Annotated in this window: 20 protein-coding genes; 10 read left to right on the forward strand and 10 right to left on the reverse strand. The window is 54.8% G+C overall.

Annotated features, from left to right (window positions below; genetic code table 11):
• Nucleotides 1–31: 31 nt before the first annotated feature.
• Both rlmI and hspQ read left to right on the forward strand, forming a co-directional pair.
• Entirely contained in the window at nt 32–1,222 is a 1,191-nt protein-coding gene (gene rlmI, locus O1722_RS14930) for a 23S rRNA (cytosine(1962)-C(5))-methyltransferase RlmI (RefSeq protein ID WP_033487271.1), read from the forward strand.
• Between the two features lie 60 nt (nt 1,223–1,282).
• On the forward strand, nt 1,283–1,600 hold the full coding sequence (gene hspQ / locus O1722_RS14935) for a heat shock protein HspQ (RefSeq protein ID WP_017693678.1): 318 nt from the start codon (nt 1,283–1,285) through the stop codon (nt 1,598–1,600).
• A 32-nt stretch (nt 1,601–1,632) separates the two neighbouring features.
• Here the strand turns inward: hspQ and O1722_RS14940 are convergent, their stop codons facing one another.
• A complete protein-coding gene (locus O1722_RS14940; RefSeq protein ID WP_006809337.1) occupies nt 1,633–2,046 on the reverse strand; it encodes a CoA-binding protein in 414 nt (137 codons plus the stop codon).
• Between the two features lie 171 nt (nt 2,047–2,217).
• Between O1722_RS14940 and csgI the strand changes: the two genes are divergently transcribed.
• Entirely contained in the window at nt 2,218–2,880 is a 663-nt protein-coding gene (gene csgI, locus O1722_RS14945) for a curli synthesis inhibitor (RefSeq protein ID WP_015570892.1), read from the forward strand.
• Nucleotides 2,881–2,960: 80 nt separating this feature from the next.
• Complete coding sequence (mgsA, locus tag O1722_RS14950; protein WP_003858146.1) at nt 2,961–3,419, forward strand: methylglyoxal synthase; 459 nt, start codon at nt 2,961–2,963, stop codon at nt 3,417–3,419.
• A 53-nt stretch (nt 3,420–3,472) separates the two neighbouring features.
• On the opposite strand, the gene helD is transcribed toward mgsA, so the two are convergent.
• Entirely contained in the window at nt 3,473–5,527 is a 2,055-nt protein-coding gene (helD, locus tag O1722_RS14955) for a DNA helicase IV (RefSeq protein ID WP_033487272.1), read from the reverse strand.
• Nucleotides 5,528–5,649: 122 nt separating this feature from the next.
• On the opposite strand from helD, the gene O1722_RS14960 reads away from it, so the two are divergent.
• Both O1722_RS14960 and yccS read left to right on the forward strand, forming a co-directional pair.
• Nucleotides 5,650–6,096: a YccF domain-containing protein gene (locus O1722_RS14960; protein ID WP_003858149.1), complete on the forward strand. Its 447-nt coding sequence runs from the start codon at nt 5,650–5,652 to the stop codon at nt 6,094–6,096.
• Nucleotides 6,097–6,114: 18 nt separating this feature from the next.
• A complete protein-coding gene (gene yccS, locus O1722_RS14965) occupies nt 6,115–8,277 on the forward strand; it encodes a YccS family putative transporter (protein ID WP_015570895.1) in 2,163 nt (720 codons plus the stop codon).
• Here yccS and O1722_RS14970 read toward each other — a convergent pair.
• Nucleotides 8,234–8,860, reverse strand: a complete 627-nt coding sequence (locus tag O1722_RS14970; protein WP_017384804.1) for a TfoX/Sxy family DNA transformation protein — start codon at nt 8,858–8,860, stop codon at nt 8,234–8,236. The two genes, yccS and O1722_RS14970, sit on opposite strands and share 44 nt — an antisense overlap.
• A 216-nt stretch (nt 8,861–9,076) precedes the next feature.
• Between O1722_RS14970 and sulA the strand changes: the two genes are divergently transcribed.
• The gene (gene sulA / locus O1722_RS14975) at nt 9,077–9,586 is read left to right on the forward strand and encodes an SOS-induced cell division inhibitor SulA (RefSeq protein WP_026094322.1); all 510 of its coding nucleotides are present in this window, start codon (nt 9,077–9,079) and stop codon (nt 9,584–9,586) included.
• 356 nt (nt 9,587–9,942) lie between these two features.
• Nucleotides 9,943–10,995, forward strand: coding sequence for a porin OmpA (ompA, locus tag O1722_RS14980; RefSeq protein WP_017694761.1), 1,053 nt, complete (start codon nt 9,943–9,945; stop codon nt 10,993–10,995).
• Between the two features lie 65 nt (nt 10,996–11,060).
• On the opposite strand, the gene matP is transcribed toward ompA, so the two are convergent.
• Nucleotides 11,061–11,513 (reverse strand): macrodomain Ter protein MatP, encoded by a 453-nt coding sequence (gene matP, locus O1722_RS14985; RefSeq protein WP_006809347.1) that lies wholly within the window; start codon nt 11,511–11,513, stop codon nt 11,061–11,063.
• A gap of 186 nt (nt 11,514–11,699) precedes the next feature.
• Here matP and O1722_RS14990 point away from each other — a divergent pair, with 186 nt between their 5' ends.
• Entirely contained in the window at nt 11,700–13,460 is a 1,761-nt protein-coding gene (locus O1722_RS14990; RefSeq protein WP_033487273.1) for an AAA family ATPase, read from the forward strand.
• A gap of 68 nt (nt 13,461–13,528) precedes the next feature.
• Entirely contained in the window at nt 13,529–14,047 is a 519-nt protein-coding gene (gene fabA, locus O1722_RS14995) for a bifunctional 3-hydroxydecanoyl-ACP dehydratase/trans-2-decenoyl-ACP isomerase (protein ID WP_000227926.1), read from the forward strand.
• 71 nt (nt 14,048–14,118) lie between these two features.
• On the opposite strand, the gene rmf is transcribed toward fabA, so the two are convergent.
• The 6 genes from rmf to rlmKL form a co-directional block, all read right to left on the reverse strand.
• The gene (gene rmf, locus O1722_RS15000; protein ID WP_003858162.1) at nt 14,119–14,286 is read right to left on the reverse strand and encodes a ribosome modulation factor; all 168 of its coding nucleotides are present in this window, start codon (nt 14,284–14,286) and stop codon (nt 14,119–14,121) included.
• A gap of 254 nt (nt 14,287–14,540) precedes the next feature.
• The gene (gene pqiC, locus O1722_RS15005) at nt 14,541–15,107 is read right to left on the reverse strand and encodes a membrane integrity-associated transporter subunit PqiC (protein WP_017384809.1); all 567 of its coding nucleotides are present in this window, start codon (nt 15,105–15,107) and stop codon (nt 14,541–14,543) included.
• Nucleotides 15,104–16,744, reverse strand: a complete 1,641-nt coding sequence (gene pqiB, locus O1722_RS15010) for an intermembrane transport protein PqiB (protein ID WP_015570901.1) — start codon at nt 16,742–16,744, stop codon at nt 15,104–15,106. Before pqiB ends, pqiC begins: the two co-directional genes overlap by 4 nt.
• A 4-nt stretch (nt 16,745–16,748) precedes the next feature.
• On the reverse strand, nt 16,749–18,002 hold the full coding sequence (pqiA, locus tag O1722_RS15015; protein WP_017693685.1) for a membrane integrity-associated transporter subunit PqiA: 1,254 nt from the start codon (nt 18,000–18,002) through the stop codon (nt 16,749–16,751).
• A gap of 13 nt (nt 18,003–18,015) precedes the next feature.
• Nucleotides 18,016–19,923, reverse strand: a complete 1,908-nt coding sequence (locus O1722_RS15020; RefSeq protein ID WP_023296269.1) for an ABC transporter ATP-binding protein — start codon at nt 19,921–19,923, stop codon at nt 18,016–18,018.
• 12 nt (nt 19,924–19,935) lie between these two features.
• Nucleotides 19,936–22,044: a bifunctional 23S rRNA (guanine(2069)-N(7))-methyltransferase RlmK/23S rRNA (guanine(2445)-N(2))-methyltransferase RlmL gene (rlmKL, locus tag O1722_RS15025; protein ID WP_033487276.1), complete on the reverse strand. Its 2,109-nt coding sequence runs from the start codon at nt 22,042–22,044 to the stop codon at nt 19,936–19,938.
• Nucleotides 22,045–22,107 lie beyond the last annotated feature (63 nt).

The raw sequence follows: 22,107 nt of genomic DNA on the forward strand, positions 1-22,107 counted from the left end.
CATTTCATTGGAATCGACAGAATAGCAAATTATGAGTGTACGTTTAGTGTTAGCCAAAGGGCGCGAGAAGTCATTACTGCGCCGTCATCCCTGGGTCTTTTCCGGCGCGGTTGCCCGCATGGAAGGTAAAGCCAGCCTCGGTGAAACCATCGATATTGTTGACCATCAGGGGAAATGGTTAGCACGCGGCGCATACTCGCCAGCATCTCAGATCCGCGCGCGCGTCTGGACGTTCGATAAAGAAGAAACCATCGATATCGACTTCTTTGCCCGTCGTTTGCAACAGGCGCAGCAGTGGCGCGAGTGGCTGGCAAAGCGTGACGGGCTGGACAGCTATCGTCTGATTGCCGGAGAGTCCGACGGGCTGCCGGGCGTGACCATTGACCGCTTCGGCAATTTCCTGGTGTTGCAGCTGCTGAGCGCCGGGGCGGAATACCAGCGTGCCGCGCTGATTAGCGCCCTGCAAACCCTGTTCCCGGAATGTGCCATTTACGACCGCAGCGACGTGGCGGTACGTAAAAAAGAGGGCATGGAGCTGACGCAAGGCCCGGTCACCGGCGAACTGCCGCCTGCCCTGCTGCCTATCGAAGAACATGGCATGAAGCTGCTGGTGGATATCCAGGGCGGCCATAAGACCGGTTATTACCTCGACCAGCGTGACAGCCGTCTGGCAACGCGCCAGTACGTTGCCGATAAACGCGTGCTGAACTGCTTCTCTTATACCGGCGGCTTTGCGGTCTCTGCCCTGATGGGCGGCTGTGCTCAGGTGGTGAGCGTCGACACCTCACAGGAAGCGCTGGACGTGGCGAAGCAGAACGTTGAGCTGAATAAGCTGGATCTGAGCAAAGCGGAGTTTGTGCGCGACGACGTATTCAAACTGCTGCGTAAATACCGCGACCAGGGCGAGAAATTTGACGTCATCGTGATGGACCCGCCGAAGTTTGTTGAAAACAAAAGCCAGCTGATGGGCGCCTGCCGTGGCTATAAAGACATCAACATGCTGGCGATCCAGCTGCTGAACCCGGGCGGCGTGCTGCTGACGTTCTCCTGCTCTGGCCTGATGACGACAGATTTATTCCAAAAAATCATCGCCGATGCCGCAATAGATGCGGGTCGTGATGTACAATTTATAGAGCAGTTCCGTCAGGCCGCCGATCACCCGGTGATCGCTACCTACCCGGAAGGGCTGTATCTGAAAGGGTTTGCCTGTCGCGTCATGTAACTTGAAAAGAGAAATATTGCCCGCACATAGTGTGTATGTAATGTTTCCCGGGAGGTGACTATGATTGCCAGCAAATTCGGTATCGGCCAGCAGGTCCGCCACACCTTGCTTGGATATTTGGGTGTGGTCGTGGATATCGACCCGGAGTATTCCCTTGATGAACCGTCAGCAGACGATCTGGCCGTTGACGCAGCGCTTCGCGCCGCGCCCTGGTATCATGTGGTTATGGAGGGCGACGATGGTCAGCCTGTCCATACCTATCTTGCCGAAGCGCAGCTGAGTGGTGAACTACAGGATGAGCATCCGGAACAACCCACTATGGACGAGCTTGCTCAGACCATCCGCAAACAGTTACAGGCACCAAGACTGCGCAACTAAAGGTGTAAAAAAGCCCGTCAAACGGGCTTTTTTTATTTTGCCAGCCCCAGACGGGGAATATCGATTGCCGGACAGCGATCCATCACCACCTTCAGCCCGGCATCGCGCGCCAGCACGGCCGCCTGCTCATTAATCACGCCCAGCTGCATCCACAGCGTTTTCGCGCCGATGGCAATCGCCTCCTGCGCCACGCCCCAGGCCGCCTCTGAATTGCGAAAAACGTCCACCATATCCACCTTTTCCGGCACGTCCGCGAGCGTCGCATAGCCCTGCTGGCCCAGCAGCGTTTTCCCCGCCACCTTCGGCGAGACCGGGATCACGTGATAACCCTGATCCAGAAGGTATTTCATGACCCGATAGCTTGGGCGATCCGGTTTATCGCTCGCGCCGACCAGCGCGATAGTGCGCGTGGACGTCAGAATCTCGACAATGTCGTTCTCTTTCATGCTCTTCCTCCTGGCTTTTTTCAAAGTGTACGTCAAAGCGGACATCTCAACCACGCATCCCATACAGAAGTATGAGGGCAAAACGGCAGAATATGTCTATATGTTAGTAAACGTGTTTGTCGAAAACTTTTGATACATTCTTACCGGGTAGTTTGTCTACAGGAGTCTGCTATGAAAACCGGCATTGCCTGGGCTATGGTTGCGTTAATCATGCCGGTTTGTGTTTTCGCAACCACCCTCAGACTCTCAACCGACATTGACCTGCTGGTGCTGGACGGGAAAAAAGTCTCCAGCTCCCTGCTGCGGGGTGCAGACAGTATCGAGCTGGATAACGGCCCGCACCAGGTGGTTTTTCGGGTGGAAAAGACCATTCGCCTCGCCGACAACGAACAGCAGGTGTACATTTCGCCTCCGCTGGTGGTCAGCTTTAATACCCAGCGTATCAGCCAGGTCAATTTTCGTCTCCCGCGCCTTGAGACAGAAAAGGAGTCACTGGCATTTGATGCCTCGCCGCGCATTGAACTGGTGGACGGGGACTCCATGCCCATCCCGGTAAAACTGGATATTCTGGCGCTGACAAAAAGGCCAAAGGGAACAGACTATGAAGCGGACACCGAGACCTACAACAGGGCCAGCAGGCGCGCCTCGCTGCCCCAGTTCGCCACCATGATGGCGGATGACAGTACCCTGCTTTCGGGCGTATCGGAGCTGGATGTACTCCCCCCTCAGTCGCAGACCCTTACTGAGCAACGCCTCAAGTTCTGGTTCCAGAATGCCGATCCGGACACGCGCGCCCGTTTTCTGCAATGGGCGAAGCAACAACCTTCGTCGTAAGCCACATTTTTTCGTCCTTTCTCTTGCAGCATCAGCCAGTTCCCGTCATCGTGTAACGAGGTAACCTCACGGATAAGATTATGGAACTGACAACACGCACACTTCCGGCGCGCAAGCACATTGCTCTGGTTGCGCACGATCACTGTAAACAAATGCTGCTTAACTGGGTTCGTCGCCATCAGCCTCTTTTACAGCATCATGCCCTTTCTGCCACGGGAACAACCGGCAACCTGATCCACCGCGAAACCGGTCTGGAAGTGAATGCCATGCTGAGCGGCCCGATGGGGGGTGACCAGCAGGTAGGTGCTCAGATTTCAGAAGGTAAAATTGACGTTCTGATTTTCTTCTGGGATCCGCTGAACGCGGTTCCGCATGATCCGGACGTTAAAGCGCTGCTGCGTCTGGCGACGGTGTGGAACATTCCGGTAGCCACCAATCTTTCAACGGCAGATTTCATCATTGAATCGCCGCAGTTTAACGATCCGGTGGAGATTTTGATCCCGGATTATCAACGTTATCTTGCGGAGAGACTGAAGTAGTTTTTTGCCCGGTGGCGCTGCGCTTACCGGGCCTACAGAATTTGCCCGGCGCGTTACGGCTTTCTCGCCACCGGCACGTCAATACTCTTCAAAATATCGACAAACACCGACGGCTCCTCTTTGTTGAACAAGAGCCACACGCGATGGCGCGCGCGGGTTATCGCCACGTACAGTAAACGCCGCTCCTCTGCATCCGGGAAATCTTCCGGAACAGGTAATAACGCCTCTTCCATCACGGATTCCCGCGCCGGTGCCGGGAAACCGTCGCTCCCCTCTTTTAGCCCCACCACAATCACGTAGTCGGCCTGCTGCCCTTTACTGGCGTGAATGGTCATAAAATCGAGCTGAAGTTTTGGCCAGCGCGTCGCCGCTTTTTCCAGCGCCGTCGGCTTGAGGTGGTGATAACGCGCCAGCACCAGAATACGCTCATCCGGTTTCGCATAGCCGCTCAGTTTATCCAGCAGCGGTTCCAGCTGATCGTCCGCCAGCAGCGTGACGGCCTTTTTATCACCCGACGTCAGGCTGTTAAGCGGTTTCGACAGCTGATGCGGGTTCTGCTGAATAAAACGGTTGGCTATTTCGCCAATCCGCGAGTTGAAGCGGTAGGTGGTGTCCAGATCGCTGCGATCGCCTTCCCCAAAATAGTGGTGGAAGGCCGTTGTGAGGGATAGTTGCGCCCCGCTGAAACGGTAGATAGCCTGCCAGTCATCGCCCACGGCAAACAGCGACGTGTGTTTATTCTGCGCCCGCAGCGCCGAAAGCAGCGCAGCGCGCTGCGGCGAGATATCCTGAAACTCATCCACCAGGATGTGTTTCCACGGGCTGACGAAGCGCCCTTTCTCCAGAATGATAATGGCCTGATGGATCAGCCCCGAAAAATCGACCGCGTTTTCGTCTTTCAGCGCGGTTTTCCACGCTTTCAGCATCGGCGCCATCAGCTTAACCCGCTTAGAAAACACAGCGCGGATCGACTCCGGTGCGCTTTCTATCATCTCCGCCTGAGAGCCGCCGTGCATGCGCATCAGGCTTACCCACCGGTCGAGACGAGAGCCCAGCCGGCGCGCCAGCTTTTCATCCTGCCAGAAGCTGCCCTCCGGCACCTCCCAGTTGAGTTCCTCTTCAAGCCACTGACTCCAGCCTTTCGCCTGCGCCTTTTTTTCACTGCACTGCTGACGCCATGCCTTGATAAACAGCGCCTGGCGAGCCTGAGCGTCGTTCTCCAGCTTGCTGACAACAGGAACTTTTTTGCTGCCCTGTTGAATGATGTGTAAAGCGAGGGAGTGGAACGTGCGCGCCGAGATATCCTGGGTATGCAAACGCGCCTGAATGCGCTCATCCATCTCCTGCGCAGCCTTGCGACCAAAGGCCAGCAGCAAAATCTGGTCGGCAACCGCCTCGCCCGTTGCCAGAAGCCAGCCCGCGCGCGCCACCAGCACCGACGTTTTGCCGCTCCCGGCACCTGCCAGCACCAATAAAGACTGCTCGCCATTCACCACGGCGCGCGCCTGGGCAGGATTGAGGGGCGATGACTCCACCGTACTGAAGAAGTCGGCATATTGCGTAAGCATCGCCTCAGTCCAGGCCTGGTTATGCGCCAGACGGCTTTTCTCGATATCGCTCAGCCAGGCCTGGCACTTCCGCCACGCGTCGCGGCAGTTCTCAAATTCCTCAAGCCGCGCCACCGGTAAAGGCAATGCCGTCAGCGCCTGGGCGATTTTTTGCTGAAGCCCGGCGGTTTGCTGGCGCGTCAGCCACTTCTGCTGCGTATTGCTTAGCGCGATATCGTCCAGCACCTGTTGCAGCACCTGTGCGGCAATCACGCTCATCTCCTGGCTCCACTGCTGCCAGCGCGTGTTCAGATGATGGTGGAAGCGTTGGGTTTCCGCCCACTCGGTCCCGTGGAGTCGCACCACTTTGTCTGCCGGCAGGACGAACTCCAGCTCCCCCCATACCAGCCCTCGTTTACAATGAATGGCCAGTAGCTGATTAAACGGAATAAGGTATTCGTGGCGTTCACCGGAGACTTTCACTCCTGCATTGAGCAGGACAATCTTGTCGTAAGGGTGCTGCGCCAGGCGTTTGCCCATTGAAGTTGCTTTCAGTTCCATATCCTGCCGGATCCACGAGGTCATAATTTGTCAGACAGTTTAACTGCCAGTTTTAAGGTGCTCCAGCCCAAAAAAACGTTACAATCACCGGGCGTTAATCATATCGAAGGAAATGAGGGTTTATGCGTACCGTTCTGAATGTGTTGAATTTTGTCCTTGGCGGTTTTGCCACCACCCTTTCCTGGCTTTTTGCCACCCTGGTGAGCATCGTGCTCATCTTCACCCTTCCGCTGACGCGCTCCTGCTGGGAAATCACCAAACTGTCCCTCGTTCCTTATGGAAATGAAGCCGTACACGTGGATGAGCTGGAGCCGGAAAGAAAAAATGCCCTGATGAATACCGGCGGCACGCTGCTGAATATTTTATGGCTGATCTTCTTTGGCTGGTGGTTGTGTCTGATGCATATCTTCGCCGGTATCGCCCAGTGCATCACGATTATAGGCATTCCGGTTGGCATCGCTAATTTCAAAATTGCTACCATCGCCCTGTGGCCGGTAGGACGCCGTGTTGTCCCGGTCGAAGTCGCGCAAGCCGCGCGTGAAGCCAACGCCCGTCGCCGTTTTCAGTAATAAGGACTGGCCGCACTCATGCTAAGCCCCCTGCTTCGTCGCTATACGTGGAACAGTAACTGGCTGTATAACGTCAGGATCTTTATCGCCCTCTGCGGCACCGTCGCTCTGCCGTGGTGGCTAAATGACGTGAAGCTCACCATCCCCCTCACGCTTGGGGTGGTGGCCGGTGCGCTGGCGGATCTCGACGACCGCCTGGCCGGTCGTTTGCGTAATCTGGTCATCACGCTGGTCTGCTTCTTTATTGCTTCCGCCTCCGTTGAGCTGCTTTTCCCCTGGCCCTGGCTGTTTGCCTTAGGGCTGACGGTGTCTACCAGCGGCTTCATTTTGCTCGGCGGCCTCGGGCAACGCTACGCCACTATCGCGTTTGGCGCCCTGCTGATTGCCATTTACACCATGCTGGGCGTCTCTCTTTACGATCAGTGGTATCAGCAACCGGTCCTGCTGCTGTTGGGCGCTATCTGGTATAACCTGCTGACCTTAACCGGACATCTTATTTTTCCGGTTCGTGCCTTACAGGACAACATTGCCCGCAGTTACGAACAGCTGGCCCACTATCTGGAGCTGAAATCCCGGCTGTTTGATCCGGATATTGAAGAGGACAGCCAGGCGCCCCTGTACGATCTGGCGCTGGCAAATGGCCAGCTGGTCGCCACGCTGAATCAGACCAAAGCGTCTCTGCTCACCCGTCTGCGCGGCGATCGCGGTCAGCGCGGTACCCGGCGCACACTGCACTACTACTTTGTTGCCCAGGATATTCACGAGCGCGCCAGCTCCTCGCATGTGCAGTACGCTGACCTGCGCGAGAAATTCCGTTACAGCGACGTGATGTTCCGTTTCCAGCGCCTGCTGTCGATGCAGTCTCAGGCCTGCCAGCAACTTGCGCGCTCAATACTACTGCGCACGCCCTATCAGCACGATCCTCGCTTTGAACGGGCATTCAGTCATCTGGATGCGGCCCTCGATCGCGTTCAGGCCAGTGGGACATCGCCGGAACAGTTCAAAGCCCTGGGATTCTTGCTCAACAACCTGAGAGCCATCGATGCTCAGCTCGCCACCATTGAGTCTGAACAGGCGATGGCAATGCCGGGCAATGACGCCGACAACCAGCTTGCCGACGACAGTCTCAACGGTTTCAGCGATATGTGGCTGCGCCTGAGCCGTCATTTTACGCCGGAATCCGCCCTCTTTCGCCATGCGGTAAGGATGTCGCTGGTTCTGTGCGTCGGCTACGCGTTTATCCAGATAACAGGATTGCACCACGGTTACTGGATCCTGCTGACCAGCCTGTTTGTCTGCCAGCCGAACTATAACGCTACCCGCCATCGGCTCGCGCTGCGTATTGTCGGGACATTAGTCGGGGTCGCCATCGGGCTGCCGGTGCTCTACTTTGTGCCATCCGTAGAAGGGCAACTGATCCTGATTGTGATTACCGGTGTACTGTTTTTCGCCTTCCGCAATGTGCAGTACGCCCACGCCACGATGTTCATCACGCTGCTGGTGCTGCTCTGCTTCAATCTGCTGGGTGAAGGCTTTGAAGTGGCCCTTCCTCGCGTTATCGACACGCTAATCGGCTGCGCCATTGCCTGGGCGGCGGTGAGCTTTATCTGGCCGGACTGGCGTTTTCGTAACTTACCGCGCGTGTCCGACAGAGCGATGAACGCCAACTGCCGCTATCTGGATGCTATTCTTGAGCAATACCATCAGGGTCGCGATAACCGTCTGGCCTATCGGATTGCCCGTCGCGATGCGCATAACACGGACGCAGAGCTGGCTTCCGTTGTCTCGAATATGTCAACTGAGCCGCGCGCCACGGCAGAAATCCGGGAGACAGCCTTCCGCCTGCTGTGTCTGAACCACACGTTCACCAGCTATATCTCTACCCTTGGCGCCCACCGTGAGAAACTGACAAATCCGGGCATCCTGGCGCTGCTGGACGACGCCGTTTGCTACGTTGATGATGCGCTTCATCATCAACCTGCGGATGAGCCACGGGTTCACCAGGCACTGGATGAACTGGTGCAACGTATCGCACACCTTGATCCTGGCACCGACAACAAAGCTCCGCTGGTCCTACAGCAAATTGGCCTGCTTATCGCTTTGCTGCCGGAAATTTGTCGGCTGCGACAGAAGATCGCTACCTGGCGGAATGATGGCCCTGCGACTCAGGCAGCGCATTAAACCACTCCATAAGCTCCCGGCGAATATCCGCCGGGAGTGCCGCTTCATGTAACCCTTCGATGGCGCCTTCAAGCGCGAACAATACCCGGATACTCAGCGCTTTATTCTTAGAGCGCATTTTCAGCCAGCTCGTCTTCGCCCCCAACTGTCGTAGCGTCTCTTCATTGGTAATGCCCGCCTCCATAAGCAGGACCTCAATCTGAAAGGTCAGGTTCGGCAGATCCTTAAGCCGGTTACGCTGATGGCGCTGGTAGCGCTCTTTCCTGGCGGCATCGAGCGCAAACGAGGAGAGCTGAAGCAGCTTTTCCCTGTTTTGCCACAGACCTTCATCCACACGGTAGTAATTAAGCAGCACTGGCCGTCCTCGTTTCATCAGGGTCAGAAAAGAGGAGGCGTTTTTTACACAGTATTTTGCACTTTGCTCACAGGCGCGAAGGTACAGCTCGCCGTCAGACACCATCGCGAACACCGCTTCATCCACGGCCAGGGTATAACCGCCAAACAGGGCGCGATGATGAATTTCGCCCAGCGGAGAGAGGTATTCCTGAGATTGATAAATCCGATCATAAGATATCTTTTTCATGATAATTCCATTAAAATCATACAGTAAACACGATATTTCTTACTAACGGATCCGTTAGCAGGAAAATAGGCAACTTATTGCCGTTGGGCAAGATGATTTTTTCAGGTTCACCAGGAATGGATGAAATTTGCGAGTCGCTTTCCGAAAATGAGGTTGATCTTTATGCACACAGGGGTTACTGTATATCCATACAGTAACTACAGGGCTGGAATGAATATGTACACTTCAGGCTATGCAAATCACTTAACACCTTCCACTTCTGCCGCAGGCAATGCTGCGCAGAATTCTATCGGGCGTGTATCGACAGGGCTTATCAGTGAAGTGGTTTACCGTGAAGACCAGCCGCTGTTAACACAACTCTTACTCCTGCCGCTTTTGCAGCAGCTCGGGCAACAGTCTCGCTGGCAGCTCTGGCTGACGCCACAGCAAAAATTAAGTCGTGAATGGGTTCAGTCGGCTGGCCTGCCGTTAGCGAAGGTGATGCAGATTAATCAACTCTCCCCTTGCGATACGGTCGAGTCGATGGTCCGGGCATTACGTACCGGGAACTATAGCGTCGTGATTGGGTGGTTGCCTGAGGATCTGTCGCAAGAGGAACATTTGCGTCTGACTGAAGCGGCTGAAGAAGGTAACGCGATGGGTTTCATCATGCGGCCGGTTCGTGGAGATTCCTATCGCAGAGGACAACATCCCGGGCTAAAAATTCACTCAAATGTGTACCATTGAGTCATTTTAAGAGTTTTCCTGGAATTTTTTTCGACCGCAGTATGCAAAAAAAGTTCAACGCGCCAAAACTGCGGCAAGGCTTGTCTGACGCGGTTCTCGTTAATTTTACTGCACAAAATTCGTTCAAAAATTGTTAAATATTAGGTATACGGAACTTTTTTTTTCATATGCCTGACGGACTTCACACTTGTAAGTTTTCAGCTACGTTGTAGACTTTACATCGCCAGGGGTGCTCGGCCTAAGCCGAAGATATCGGTAGGTTTATATTTGACCACGCCCCCCGGTGAAGGATTTAACCGTGATTCCTCCGATGGAGATATTCATGGCAAATTTTGGATGATAACGAGGCGCAAAAAATGAAAAAGACAGCTATCGCGATTGCAGTGGCACTGGCTGGCTTCGCTACCGTAGCGCAGGCCGCTCCGAAAGATAATACCTGGTATGCAGGTGGTAAACTGGGCTGGTCTCAGTTCCATGACACCGGTTGGTACAACAGCAGCCTGAACAACGATGGCCCTACTCACGAGAGCCAGCTGGGTGCAGGTGCGTTCGGTGGCTATCAGGTTAACCCGTATGTTGGCTTTGAAATGGGTTACGACTGGTTAGGTCGTATGCCTTACAAAGGCGACAACGTAAATGGCGCTTTCAAAGCTCAAGGCGTACAGCTGACCGCTAAACTGGGTTACCCAGTAACTGACGATCTGGACGTGTACACCCGTCTGGGCGGCATGGTATGGCGTGCAGACTCCAGCAACAGCATCGCTGGTGACGACCACGACACTGGTGTTTCCCCAGTATTCGCTGGTGGCGTTGAGTGGGCAATGACCCGTGACATCGCTACCCGTCTGGAATACCAGTGGGTTAACAACATCGGTGACGGTGCTACCGTTGGCGTTCGTCCAGACAACGGCATGCTGAGCGTTGGTGTTTCTTACCGTTTCGGTCAGCAGGAAGATGCGCCAGTCGTAGCTCCAGCTCCGGCTCCAGCTCCAGAAGTACAGACCAAGCACTTCACTCTGAAGTCTGACGTTCTGTTCAACTTCAACAAAGCTACCCTGAAACCAGAAGGTCAGCAGGCACTGGATCAGCTGTACACCCAGCTGAGCAACCTGGATCCTAAAGACGGTTCTGTAGTGGTTCTGGGCTTCACCGACCGTATCGGTTCTGACGCTTACAACCAGGGTCTGTCTGAGAAACGTGCTCAGTCTGTAGTTGATTACCTGGTATCTAAAGGTATCCCAGCTAACAAGATCTCCCCACGTGGTATGGGCGAATCTAACCCAGTTACCGGTTCTACCTGTGACAACGTGAAACCACGCGCTGCACTGATCGACTGCCTGGCACCAGATCGTCGCGTAGAGATCGAAGTTAAAGGTATCAAAGACGTTGTAACTCAGCCTGCGGCATAAGTTATCGTCTTATAAAAAAACCCCGCGATGCGGGGTTTTTTATTATCTGAAGAAAAGTAAAAAGCTTATTTTTTACCTAACAGTGCCTGTAGATCGTTCTTCAGCGTCGACATCTGGCTGGCATACTTCTCTTTGTGCTCGGCATCTTCAATCAGCTGCACCACCGTTTCCGACAGGGTTTTTCCGCGCCGCTGCGCAAGCCCGGCCAGACGCTGCCAGACCATGAACTCCAGGTCGATGGATTTCTTACGGGTGTGCTGATGCTCGGCATTGAAATGCCGTTTACGACGAGCACGGATAGTTTGCTTCATCCGGTTTAACAAGGCCGGATTAATGTGTTTCTCAATCCAGCCGTTGACCTGTACCGGTTCGTTTTCGAGGGTCAGCAACATATCCACAGCTTCTTGTGCCGCGCTGGCTTCGATGTAGCAGGTGATCAGCTCCCCTTCACGGTGCTTTTTGACCAGGTACTTCCATTTCCAGCCGCTTTCGAGGTTTTCCAGTTGTTGATATTTCATTGCGATCTCAGTGTTACCGTGTAACTCTGTTCAGAATATCAGTTTTTTGGCAATCTGCTGAAAAGAAATCATATCCTGTGAAACGCCGCAGGCGATCCGCATGACGAAAACCCGAATCCTGATTGGGCAGAGTGCGCCGCTTACGGTATACTCCACGGTTTTACTTCTGACTAAAAAACATCAACTTTGACCATTACGAAACTTGCATGGCGTGACCTGGTTCCGGATACCGAGAGCTATCAGGAGCTGTTTGCACAGCCAGACCTCACAAAAGAACACGAATTCATACTTAGCGATACACAACCGCGTTTGCATTACGCGCTGGAGCAGATGTCATCCCCATGGGCTACATCTCCTTTCATGCTGCTCAAAGCCCCGGAAGAAGCCGAGTATCTGACGCTTCTCGGTGATGCCATGCGCCAGTTGCATCCAAAAACGAATGCCGTTTTTGGTGGTCAGTATCATATTGCCGGACGTGACGTGACCTTCGGACCTGCCACGCAGGCAGACGGACAATTCGCTGCAAAAGGCGAAGTGATCACCGCCAACTGGGTGGAAGCAGAACAGCTGTTCGGCTGCCTTCGTCAGTTCAATGGCGATGTGTCACTGCAACCCGGTCTGGTACACCGCGCGAACGGTGGTGTGTTGCTCATCTCCCTTCGCACCCTGCTCGCACAGCCTCTGCTGTGGATGCGCCTGAAAACGGTGGTGATGCAGCAACGTTTTGACTGGATAGGCTACGACGATTCACGTCCGCTGCCTGTTTCCATTCCGTCTATGCCGCTGTCGCTGACCGTCGTGCTGACGGGTGACCGTGAATCTCTGGCTGATTTCCAGGAAATGGAGCCAGAACTCGCGGAGCAGGCGGTTTACAGTGAATTTGAAGACAATATTCAGATCGCCGATGCCGATGACATGGCGCAGTGGTGTCAGTGGGTTATGGCCGTGGCGGAACGTTTCGCGCTGCCCTCGCCTGCCGAGGATGCGTGGCCGGGCTTAATCCGCGAGGCCGTACGCTACACTGGCGATCAGGAAACCCTGCCGCTCTGCCCGCTCTGGATCGGTAAACAGCTGCGTGAAGTGGGCGTTATCAGCGGCAACGGTCCGTTTACTGGTGAGCAGCTTAGCCAGATGCTGGCCCAGCGTGAATGGCGTGAAGGTTATCTTGCTGACCGTATGCAGGATGAAATTCTGCTGGAACAGATTCTGGTGGAGACCGAAGGCGAACGTATCGGGCAAATCAACGCCTTGTCCGTCATCGAGTTCCCCGGACACCCGCGCGCCTTTGGCGAGCCTTCCCGTATCAGCTGTGTCGTGCACATTGGTGACGGCGAATTTACCGATATCGAACGCAAGGCCGAACTGGGCGGAAACATTCATGCCAAAGGCATGATGATCATGCAGGCATTCCTGATGTCTGAACTTCAGCTGGAGCAGCAGATCCCCTTCTCTGCCTCGTTGACCTTTGAGCAGTCCTACAGTGAAGTCGACGGCGACAGCGCCTCGATGGCAGAGCTGTGCGCCGTGATCAGCGCGCTTGCAGACGTACCGATTAATCAGAATATTGCGATTACCGGTTCCGTAGATCAGTTTGGTCGTGCTCAACCGGTGGGTGGACTGAATGAGAAAATCGAAGGCTTCTTTGCTATCTGCCAGCAGCGAGGTTTAAACGGCAAACAGGGCGTGATTATTCCGGCGCCTAACGCTCGCCATTTGAGCCTGAGTCAGGCGATTCTGGATGCGGTAGAGCAGGAACAATTCGCCGTCTGGGCCATCGAAGGGGTTGAGGATGCTCTACCCTTACTGACAAACCTGGTCTGGGACGGCGAAGGCCAGACAACCCTGATGCAGACCATTCAGGAACGTATAGCTCAGGCGACACAGCAGGATGCTCGTCATCGTTATCCGTGGCCGTTACGCTGGTTAAGTTGGTTTAGTGCTAACTGATCGGACTTGTTCAGCGTACACGTGTTAGCTATCCTGCGTCCTTCACTAAAATAAGGCTTACTGAGAACATGGTAGATAAACGCGAATCCTATACTAAAGAAGACCTTCTTGCCTCTGGTCGCGGTGAACTGTTTGGTGCGAAAGGCCCGCAGTTACCGGCCCCAAATATGCTGATGATGGACCGTGTCGTGAAAATGACCGAAACCGGCGGCAACTTTGATAAGGGTTACGTAGAAGCAGAACTCGATATCAACCCGGACCTGTGGTTCTTCGGTTGCCACTTTATTGGCGATCCGGTAATGCCTGGCTGCCTGGGCCTCGATGCCATGTGGCAGCTGGTTGGCTTCTATCTGGGCTGGCTTGGCGGTGAAGGTAAAGGCCGTGCGCTGGGCGTAGGCGAAGTGAAATTCACCGGTCAGGTTCTGCCTACCGCGAAGAAGGTCACCTACCGTATCCATTTCAAACGCATCGTTAACCGCCGCCTGATTATGGGCCTGGCGGACGGTGAAGTGCTGGTAGATGGTCGTCTTATCTATACCGCGAACGACCTGAAAGTGGGTCTGTTCCAGGATACCTCCGCTTTCTGATAACGGCATTTAGCCCCTTCCAGAAAGGCGAAACCTCCGCATTGCGGAGGTTTCTTTTTAAAGAGACGGTATCAAGCAAGTACTGCCCTGTCTCCGATGGCTTCTCGCCAGCCCCCTAGCCATTGGGACCTTTGATTCAGGGCCTGATAGGGACACATTTCTTTTGAACGTCCGGCGATGCCAGCCTGATAACCACGTTGATGAGCCCTTTCCAGGCGATCTCGTTTCTGTCTCTTCATGCCTCGTTTCCCTCATTCTTTTGTCTGGTGGAAAGAAAACAGTGGTTGCAATATGTGCAAGCACAGTTAACGAATACCCCGAATCGGCGTCAGCGTCAACGTTCAAAATTCATACGGGTGTCATATTTGTGAGCTACATGGAAGATCGTTTGTACAAAAAATGTGACGCGGGACAAGTAACAAACTGAACATAAAACAAAAAAAAAGCCGCAATCAGCAAGGAGCTGAGTGCGGCTTTCGTCGATGAATTTTACTTATGGCAGCCGGGAAATCTCTCTTGCGATAGCAGCCGACTCCTGTGCCCACCCCTGCGCAAGCACTTTCACCATTTCGTCATAGCCATCTTTCTGCTGCTTCAGTTCCAGATGGAAAGGACGCTTAATCAGCTGGCCCTGATGATTCAAGAGCCACTCCCCGCTGATAACAACCGCACCATCATAGCGGCCATGGAATCCCGTCACGTTAACATTCAGGGTATCCTGATCGCTTCCCAGAGGCTGCGAGGCGACTACCCAACCAGGAAGCTGGCTGCTCAGATTCGCCACCAGCGTATTGCGTAGCTGCTGATCCAGCGGGCTGGCCCACAGGTTATTGTTGGCGATAACGTACTGCACATCGCTGGTCTGGTAGACCACCCCGTTGCCCGCCAGATAATCTGGCACGGCAACCTGTTCAACCCACAGCAGACGGCTGCCCTGCGAGGTGCTACTCTGCGCACCGGATTGCGCGCTTAACGGCAACTGGTAGTAGCTTTTGTTATCGCTTCCAGAGCTACAGGCCGTTAATACCAGTGCGCCTGCGATGATTAGCCATTTTTTCATTGTTTCGCCCTCTTAGGCTCAGGATCCTTTTTGTCTTTCGCTTCAAACACCAGCGCGTTGCTCTTTTCATTGAGCGTTTTCAGAACGGGCTGTAGCTCGCGTAAAACCTGATCAAGACGTTGCATATCCGCCACCATCTTGTTGTAAGCCGCTGAGCCCGGCTGGAAGCCCTGCATACTGCGATTCAGTTCGCGCAACGTTTTCTGCATATCCTGCGGCAGCTGCTGCATGGACTGGTTGGCAGTGATCTTGTTGATATTATCCAGCGTGGTTTGCAGACGTTGCATCGTCGCCTGGCTCTGATGCAGTGATCCCGTCGCGGCCTCAAGCATTGGATTCAGCGGCAGATTGTTGATCTTATCCAGCGTTTCCATCAGGCGCTGTTGGATCTGCGCCAGGCCACTGCTGACCGTAGGAATAATTTTGTAGCCGCCAAATTCACGGATCCCCGTCATTGGTGGCGCTTTTGGATAGAAGTCCATATCGACATATAACGCCCCTGTGACCAGGTTGCCAGTTTTCAGCGAGCCACGCAGACCGCGATTCATCAGATCGCTGATATGCTCCCCAATATCCTGGTCCTCGCCTATCTGGTTAATCAAACGCTCAGGCTCAATGCGGATCAGCACCGGAATACGATAATCATCATCAAGCATCTGCTTGAGTCCCGGAACAAAGTAAGGCACTTGTCCCACGGTCCCCAGACGGATACCCCGGAACTCAACTGGCGCCCCAGGCTGCAAGCCGCGTACAGAGTCCTTAAAGAACATCAGGTAGTCGATGTGATCGGTATAGAGCGCATCCTGAATGCTTTTTTGATCGTCAAACAGCCTGAAGGCGGTTTTCTCCGCCACCGGTTGTCCCAGATCGATACCTTCCGGCACATCAAAACTGACGCCCCCACCAAACAGCGTGGTGAGTGAACCCATCTCAACGCGCATCCCCGCAGAGGTCAGATCCACCGCGATCCCGCTGTCTTTCCAGAAGCGAACGTTGCTGGTCACCAGGCGATCATTAGGCGCATTGATAAAAAGCTGATAGCTGATGGTCCGTTTTTGCGGATCGAAGGTGCTTGTTTCAACCGAACCGACGCGATATCCACGGAACAGCACCGGATCGCCCGGCGAGAGCTGGCCCGCTTTTTTGCTGTCCAGAATAACGCGGATCCCTTTTGCATCCGGAGGCGCAAGCGGCGGTGAATCCAGCAGCTGATAGTTTGCTGGCTGGGCGCCTTTGTTGCCGGGCTGGAGTTCAATATAAGCCCCGGACAATAGCGTCCCTAAGCCGCTGATCCCTTCTCTCCCGACCTGCGGTTTCACTACCCAAAAAACAGAATCTTCATGGAGCAGTTTTTCCATGCCGGCATTCAGGCGGGCCTTGATTTCAACATGGGTTAAATCATCCGTCAGGGTCGCGCTTTCCACGACACCCACATCCACGCTGCGGCTCTTGATGGTGGTTTTTCCGCCCTCAATCCCCTCTGCATTGGTAGTAATTAGCGTGACTTCCGGTCCCTGATGGCTGTAATGATAAAACAGGATCCATGCACCGATCAGCGCGGTCACGATGGGGAAAATCCACACCGGCGACCAGTTTCTGACCTTCTGCACTTTAGCCTCTCCACTCTTATTTTCCATGCTCTTACTCTTCCTCATGGCTTGAATCGGGCTCACGATCCCACGATAAACGAGGGTCGAAGGTCATGGCCGCAAACATGGTCATAATGACGACCAACGCAAACATCAGCGCCCCCATAGCGGGATAAATACTCATCAGCCCCCCCATACGCACCAGCGCTGAGAGAACCGCAATCACGAACACGTCAATCATCGACCAGCGGCCAACAAATTCCACGACCTCATAAATCAGATGCATACGCTCGCTGTCTCGCTTACCGTGCCCTTTTGCATCCCAGCAAAGCCAGGCAATGGCAATCATCTTTAAGGTCGGAACCATAATACTGGCGAGGAATATGACGCCTGCTACAGGGTAAGACCCCTCGCTCCACAGCAAAATCACCCCGGCCAGTATGGTCGAGGGCATTCTGTCGCCGAGCAGATCGGTGATCATGATCGGCAAGATATTGGCGGGCAGATAGAGCATGACAGAGGTCACCAGCAGCGCCATGGTCCATTGCAGGCTATTTTTGCGCCGGACGTGACCTTTTGTTTCACAGCGCGGACACACCTCGACATCCGCGGGCAGCACGGCGGTGCAGCACGAGCAGGAGCGAAGCCCCTGACGGATACCCGGTACGCCCACCTTTACCGTCTGCGAGAGCGTCGGCGCCGGGGCAATATCGTCCCAGGCCCAGCGTCGGTCCACGCACTGGAACGCGCGCAGTTGTAGCACGCAGTACAGACACCACGGAATAAAGCTGCTGCCAATCCCCACATCGCCGTAGGCCATCAGCTTCACGAAGCTGACCAGGATACCCGCGAGAAAAATTTCCGCCATCCCCCAGCTTTTCAACTGGAACAGGATCCGCGCGAGTTTGATTTTAAGGACAGTGGGCATCCTGACGCGGTTGACCAGCAGCAGAATGACGACCAGGCAAAAAGCCGGGACGATCTGCACGAAAAGAAGAAAGAAGGTGCCAAGGCTGGCGTAATCTTCCGAGAACATCACGCCTGGTATTTCCAGTAAATCCACCTGGCTGGTCATCCCGCCCACTTTCATATAGATGAAAGGGAAGAGATTGGAGAGCAGTAACATGAATAAGGCTGCCAGCGCATAAGCCGTAGGACGCTGCCTTGGCGCGTCCCACTCGGTCGTCAGCGTAGCGCCGCAGCGCGGGCAGGCAGCCTTATGTCCGTGACCAAGCTCTGGCAACGCCACGAGCATATCGCATTGCGAGCATAATATATGCCGATCGGCATGGTGCTGGTCACACATAGATTATCCCTGTTTATGCGCCGTTTTTCAGAGACTCAAGGTACTCCCAGCGCTCAAATGCCTCTTCCAGCGCCTGTTCAGCCTGGGAGAGTTCAGCCAATACTTTCTGAGTATAGTCGTGAGGCTGCGTAAAGAATGACGCATCAGCGACCTGGATTTGCAGTGCTTCCAGTGCAGCTTCCAGCTCTTCCAGACGCTGCGGCAGCCCTTCCAGCTCGCGCTGCAAGTTATAACTCATTTTAGCAGGAGACTTTTTGACAGTTTCTGCCTTTGCAACAACAGGTTCAGCGACATTTTTGGTCTTCGCCTGTTTTTGCGCCAGCGACTGCGATTGCTGTCCACGCGCGTCATGATAGCCGCCCACATATTGCCCGATGCGTCCTTTGCCTTCGAAGATCCAGCACTCGGTCACGGTGTTATCGACAAACTGACGATCGTGGCTGACCAGCATCACGGTTCCCTGATAACCATCAATCAACTCTTCCAGCAGTTCCAGCGTTTCGACATCCAGATCGTTAGTCGGTTCATCGAGAATCAATAAGTTACTGGGTTTCAGGAACAGACGCGCCAGCAAAAGACGGTTACGTTCTCCCCCGGACAGCGCGCGCACCGGCGTCATAGCGCGTTTCGGGTGGAACAGGAAGTCCTGAAGGTAGCCCAGCACGTGACGCGGCTTGCCATTAACCATGACCTCCTGTTTACCCTCGGCGAGGTTATCCATCACCGTACGGTCTGGATCCAGCTCGGCGCGGTGCTGGTCGAAGTACGCCACTTCCAGTTTGGTACCGCAGTGGATACGACCGCTGTCGGCCTGGAGCTGACCGAGCATCAGTTTCAGCAGTGTGGTTTTACCGCACCCGTTCGGGCCGATCAGCGCAATTTTGTCGCCGCGCTGAACCTGAGCGGAGAAATCGTTCACCAGCACTTTGCCGTCAACCGAATAATTCACGTTCTCCATTTCGAAGACAATCTTGCCCGAGCGGGACGCCTCTTCCACCTGCATTTTGGCGCTACCCATGACTTCACGGCGTTCGCTACGTTCGCGGCGCATCGCCTTCAGGGCGCGAACGCGGCCTTCGTTACGGGTACGACGCGCTTTAATGCCCTGACGGATCCATACCTCTTCCTGGGCCAGCTTGCGGTCGAACTCGGCATTTTGCAGCTCTTCCACGCGCAGGTTTTCTTCTTTCTCCAGCAGATAGGTATCGTAATCGCCCGGATAGGTCACCAGCTTGCCGCGATCGAGATCGACAATGCGCGTGGCCATGTTGCGGATGAACGAACGGTCGTGGGAGATGAAGATAATGGTGCCGTTAAAGGTTTTCAGGAACCCTTCCAGCCAGTCAATCGCTTCGATATCCAGGTGGTTCGTCGGTTCGTCCAGCAGCAGCACCTTAGGCCCGCTCACCAGGGCACGACCCAGCGCCGCTTTACGCAGCCAGCCGCCGGAGAGCGCCGACAGCTCCATATCCGCTTCCAGGCCAAGCTGGGCCAGCACTTCGTTAATGCGGTTTTCCAGCTGCCACAGGCCGTGGTGATCGAGCATCTCCTGCACTTTTGCCAGCTCGTTGAGATTCTTGTCGCTCGGGTCCGTCATCACCAGATGCGAAATCTCGTGATAACGCTTGAGGTATTCCGCCTGCTCTGAAATCCCTTCGGCCACAAAATCGTACACGCTGCCGGTGACGTTACGCGGCGGATCCTGTTGCAGACGAGAGACGATCAGATCCTGCTCGTAAACAATACGGCCGTCATCCAGCCCCTGCTCACGGTTGAGGATTTTCATTAGCGTCGATTTACCTGCGCCGTTACGGCCCACCAGACAGACGCGCTCGTTATCTTCGATATGCAGCTCTGCATTATCGAGAAGCGGTGAGTCGCTGAAAGAGAGCCACGCGCCGTGCATACTAATTAAAGACATTTATTTTTCCTTTCAGACCGCGGAGATCAGCCAGCAGTTGTGGATTTGACGGTTACGGGCAAAGTCCTGAGACAGCGTTTTTTGGCTGATTTCTTGTGCTTTCAGTCCCAGTTCGGCCAGGCCGTCGTGATCCATGCGGAATCCGCGCTTGTTATTCGAGAACATAATGGTGCCGCCTTTACGCAGCAGACGCTTCAGGTCGGTCATCAGGCGCAGGTGATCGCGTTGAACATCAAAGCTATCCTCCATACGCTTGGAGTTAGAGAAGGTCGGCGGATCGATAAAGATCAGGTCAAACTGCTCGTCGGTATCGCGCAGCCAGCCCAGCACGTCGGCCTGTAACAGGCGATGCTGACGGCCGGTTAAGCCGTTAAGACGCAGGTTGCGCTCTGCCCACTCCAGATAAGTCCGGGACATATCTACCGTGGTGGTGCTACGCGCGCCGCCAAGCCCCGCATGAACGCTGGCGCTGCCGGTATAGGAGAACAGGTTCAGGAAGTCTTTCCCCTTGCTCATCTGGCCCAGCATGCGGCGGGCGATACGGTGATCGAGGAACAGGCCGGTATCAAGGTAGTCGGTCAGGTTAACCCACAGGCGCGCGTTATATTCGCCCACTTCGAGGAAGTCGCCTTTCTCGCCCATCTTCTGATACTGATTTTTACCTTTCTGACGCTCACGGGTTTTCAGCACCAGCTTGTTTGGCGAAATGCCGAGAACGGCGATGGTGGCCGCAATCACATCCAGCATACGCTGACGCGCTTTTTGCGCATCGATAGTTTTCGGCGGGGCGTATTCCTGAACCACCACCCAGTCCGCATAGCGGTCAACCGCCACGTTGTACTCGGGCAGGTCAGCGTCGTACAGGCGATAACATTCGATGCCTTCTTGCTTCGCCCACTTTTCAAATTTCTTCAGGTTTTTGCGCAGGCGGTTGGCGTAATCTTCCGCCACGCCTGACGGTTTGCTATCCGCCGCTACCTCTGCCAGATGGTAGTTTTTCTGCACGCAGTCCAGCGGGCCGTTTTTCGCTTTGAACTGGCGATCGGCACGCAATTGCAGGCAGCTCAGCAGCTCCGGCGAGGCGCTAAACAGGGAGAGGTCCCAGCCGCCGAAATGCGCTTTCATGTTGCGGCCCAGCAGGCTGTGCAGTGCAATCAGCGCCGGCTCGCTGTCCAGACGCTCACCATACGGCGGGTTGCTGATCACCGTACCGTACGGGCCTTTTGGCAGAGGATTGGTCAGATTCGCCACGTCCTTCACCTCGAAGGTCACCAGCTCGCCGATACCGGCACGACGGGCGTTGCTGCGCGCGCGTTCAATCACCCGTGCGTCGCTGTCCGAACCGTAAAAGTGAGAGGTGTACTCCGCCAGCCCTTTACGGGCGCGGGTCTGCGCATCGTCTTTGACCTCTTTCCAGATGGCTTCATCGTGCTGCGCCCAGCCTTTGAAGCCCCAGTGGCCGCGGTGCAGCCCTGGCGCACGGTCGGTGGCCAGCATCGCGGCTTCAATCAGCAGCGTACCGGAACCGCACATCGGATCGAGCAGCGGCGTACCTGGCTGCCATCCGGAGCGCATCACGATAGCGGCAGCCAGCGTTTCTTTGATCGGCGCCATCCCGGTGCGATCGCGATAGCCGCGCAGATGCAGGCCTGCTCCACTCAGATCCAGGGAAATACTGGCCGTATCGCCGTTCAGCCAGACGTTGATACGCAGATCCGGGTTTTCACGGTCAACGTTCGGACGTTCTTTATTGCGACGCGTGAAGCAGTCCACAATGGCATCCTTAACGCGCAGGGCACCATACTGGCTGTTGCGGATCTCATCGTTGACGCCGTTGAAATGCACCGCAAAGGTAGCGTCCGGGGTGAAGATCTCTGTCCAGTCGATCATCTGTACGCCGGTGTAGAGATCAAGATCGCTGTAGACCTTGCACTCTTTCATCGGCAGCATGATGCGCGACGCCAGACGGCTCCACATCAGGCTCTGGTAAATAAGCCGCGTGTCGCCCTCAAAATGGACACCACCCTGAACCACCCGGCACTCTTTCGCGCCCAGGGCTTCCAGTTCAGTTTTTAACAGCTCTTCCAGCCCACGGGCCGTACTGGCAAACAGAGAATTCATATCGTCACTTTTACTCAAAGAAAATTGTCGCGCATTATAGCTAATATGGCGTGTATGTCATAA

Source organism: Enterobacter cloacae complex sp. HYC003_NIDB, assembly GCF_056673375.1.

Excerpts from the sequence above, each read along its gene's own strand:
- rlmI (WP_033487271.1), top strand. The coding sequence starts at position 32 with ATGAGTGTACGTTTAGTGTTAGCCAAAGGGCGCGAGAAGTCATTACTG.
- hspQ (WP_017693678.1), top strand. The coding sequence starts at position 1,283 with ATGATTGCCAGCAAATTCGGTATCGGCCAGCAGGTCCGCCACACCTTG.
- O1722_RS14940 (WP_006809337.1), bottom strand. The coding sequence starts at position 2,046 with ATGAAAGAGAACGACATTGTCGAGATTCTGACGTCCACGCGCACTATC.
- csgI (WP_015570892.1), top strand. The coding sequence starts at position 2,218 with ATGAAAACCGGCATTGCCTGGGCTATGGTTGCGTTAATCATGCCGGTT.
- mgsA (WP_003858146.1), top strand. The coding sequence starts at position 2,961 with ATGGAACTGACAACACGCACACTTCCGGCGCGCAAGCACATTGCTCTG.
- helD (WP_033487272.1), bottom strand. The coding sequence starts at position 5,527 with ATGGAACTGAAAGCAACTTCAATGGGCAAACGCCTGGCGCAGCACCCT.
- O1722_RS14960 (WP_003858149.1), top strand. The coding sequence starts at position 5,650 with ATGCGTACCGTTCTGAATGTGTTGAATTTTGTCCTTGGCGGTTTTGCC.
- yccS (WP_015570895.1), top strand. The coding sequence starts at position 6,115 with ATGCTAAGCCCCCTGCTTCGTCGCTATACGTGGAACAGTAACTGGCTG.
- O1722_RS14970 (WP_017384804.1), bottom strand. The coding sequence starts at position 8,860 with ATGAAAAAGATATCTTATGATCGGATTTATCAATCTCAGGAATACCTC.
- sulA (WP_026094322.1), top strand. The coding sequence starts at position 9,077 with ATGTACACTTCAGGCTATGCAAATCACTTAACACCTTCCACTTCTGCC.
- ompA (WP_017694761.1), top strand. The coding sequence starts at position 9,943 with ATGAAAAAGACAGCTATCGCGATTGCAGTGGCACTGGCTGGCTTCGCT.
- matP (WP_006809347.1), bottom strand. The coding sequence starts at position 11,513 with ATGAAATATCAACAACTGGAAAACCTCGAAAGCGGCTGGAAATGGAAG.
- fabA (WP_000227926.1), top strand. The coding sequence starts at position 13,529 with ATGGTAGATAAACGCGAATCCTATACTAAAGAAGACCTTCTTGCCTCT.
- rmf (WP_003858162.1), bottom strand. The coding sequence starts at position 14,286 with ATGAAGAGACAGAAACGAGATCGCCTGGAAAGGGCTCATCAACGTGGT.
- pqiC (WP_017384809.1), bottom strand. The coding sequence starts at position 15,107 with ATGAAAAAATGGCTAATCATCGCAGGCGCACTGGTATTAACGGCCTGT.
- pqiB (WP_015570901.1), bottom strand. The coding sequence starts at position 16,744 with ATGGAAAATAAGAGTGGAGAGGCTAAAGTGCAGAAGGTCAGAAACTGG.
- pqiA (WP_017693685.1), bottom strand. The coding sequence starts at position 18,002 with ATGTGTGACCAGCACCATGCCGATCGGCATATATTATGCTCGCAATGC.
- O1722_RS15020 (WP_023296269.1), bottom strand. The coding sequence starts at position 19,923 with ATGTCTTTAATTAGTATGCACGGCGCGTGGCTCTCTTTCAGCGACTCA.
- rlmKL (WP_033487276.1), bottom strand. The coding sequence starts at position 22,044 with ATGAATTCTCTGTTTGCCAGTACGGCCCGTGGGCTGGAAGAGCTGTTA.